The 2,032-nt window shown below is 72.9% G+C and carries 1 protein-coding gene; it reads left to right on the plus strand.

The window, feature by feature from the left end; translation table 11 throughout:
• Positions 1-2,032 (plus strand): Ig-like domain-containing protein (locus ACTJIY_RS20775; protein WP_440697261.1); only part of this gene is annotated, 2,032 nt, incomplete at both ends.

The raw sequence follows: 2,032 nt of genomic DNA on the forward strand, positions 1-2,032 counted from the left end.
TGGTCTCCGGTGGCGCGACGACGGCGATCCTCGACGGCGAGGAGGGTCTGCTGTGGGTGCTGCCGTTCGACGGGGCGGCCTCGTTCGACGCGGAGAAGACGGACCCGACGGTCGAGGTCGAGGGCGGGGGAGCCCTCACGGTGTCGCAGGACGGGACGGTGTTCGCCGCGATCCCGTCGACGGGGACGTTGTGGACGGTGGCGACGACGTCCAAGGGCACCGCGGACGGCGACCCGTCGTCCTCCTCCCTGCCCGTGGGCAAGGGAGCGGAGGTCGAGGTGACCGCGGTGGGCGACAAGCCGGTCGTGCTCGACCGGTCGGGCTCGCAGCTCGTGCTCCCGGGTGGCAAGACGGTGACCCTGGACGACGGCGCCGAGGCGCGGCTCCAGCAGCCGTCCGCGGGGTCGGCGAACGTCGTCGTGGCGACGACCGGGGGACTGGTCACGCAGCCGCTCAAGGGTGGCGACGCGCTGCGGCGCTCGGCCGAGGGGCGCCCGGGCGCGCCGGTGCAGCTCGGCGGCTGCACGTACGGGGCGTGGGCCTCGACCGGTCAGGTCATCCGTGACTGCGACGGCACCGACCGCGACCTGGACACCCGCCTGGAGGGGATCGATCCGCAGGCGCGTCTGGAGTACCGGGTGAACCGGCGCGTGATCGTGCTGAACGACCTGTCGGCGGGGACGTTGTGGATGGCGGCGGACGAGTACCAGAAGGTCGACGACTGGGACGTGCAGATGCCGGAGGAGGCCGAGGGTGAGGAGTCCGACGCGGAGCTGACGAACCCGGAGCAGGTGGACCAGTTCATCGCGGACCGGTCGCAGCCGAACAAGCCGCCGCAGCCGCAGGACGACAGCTTCGGGGTGCGTCCGGGTCGCACGACGATCTTGCCGGTGCTGGGCAACGACGTGGACCCGGACGGGGACGTGATGACGGCGTCGCTGGCGGGGGACTCCCCGGCCAACGCGACGGTGCAGGCGATCATGGGTGGTGCCGCGCTGCAGGCGGTGGTGCCCGAGGACGCGCAGGGGACGGGTACGTTCCGGTACTCGGTGGCCGACGGTCGTGGTGGTGTGGCCGAGGCCGGCGTCACGCTGAAGGTCTCCCCGTGGGGGGAGAACGCGCCGCCGGAGCAGACGGGCGACCCGGTGCTGCGGGTGGCCCAGGGTGGTCGGGCCACGATCAAGGTCCTGCCGTACTTCAAGGACCCGGACGGGGACGACCTGTACCTGGCGTCGGCCGCGGCGACGGTGGCCGGGGACGACGTGCGCTCGCGCCCGGACGGCACGGTCGAGTTCCGCGACGGCGGCGGCTCCACCGGCCGCAAGGTGGTCACGGTCACCGTGGCGGACGGACAGGGTGGCGTCTTCGAGGGCAAGCTGCTGGTGGACGTGGTGCCGGGCCCGCAGCCGCCGGTGGCGGTGAACGATCACGTGGTGGTGCCGGCGGGGCAGCCGGTGACGGTGGAGCCGTTGCGCAACGACACCGACCCGAACGGTGACGAGTTGCGGCTGGCGTCGGTGTCGGAGTCCGCGCCCGCGGAGATCACGCCGAACTATGACGCGGGCACGTTCACGTTCGTGTCGATGGAGCCGCGGTCGTACGACCTGACGTACCAGGTCACCGATGGTCCGAACGCGACGACGGGTCTGGTGCGGGTGGACGTGCTGCCGCCGTCGGAGGCCGAGGGTGCCCCGATCGTGGTGACCGACACCGCCCTGCTCCCGGCGGGCGGCAGCACGCTCGTGGACGTGCTGGCCAACGACACCGACCCCGCCGGCGGCGTCCTCGTCGTGCAGTCGGTCAAGGTCCCCGCGGACGCGGGCGTCTCCGTCGCCGTGCTCGCCCACCAGATGCTGCGCATCACGGAGCTGCGCCAGCTCGACGGACCGGTCACCATCACCTACACCGTGTCGAACGGCACGGAGTCCGCCCCGGGCGAGGTGCGGGTCATCCCGGTGCCGGCGCCGACGCGGTTGCAGCCGCCGCAGGCGGCGGCGGACGAGGTCACGGTGCACGCCGGGGACGTGGTGAC

Source organism: Cellulosimicrobium sp. 22598, from assembly GCF_052044445.1.
In the GTDB taxonomy this organism is placed as follows: Bacteria; Actinomycetota; Actinomycetes; order Actinomycetales; family Cellulomonadaceae; genus Cellulosimicrobium; species Cellulosimicrobium cellulans_G.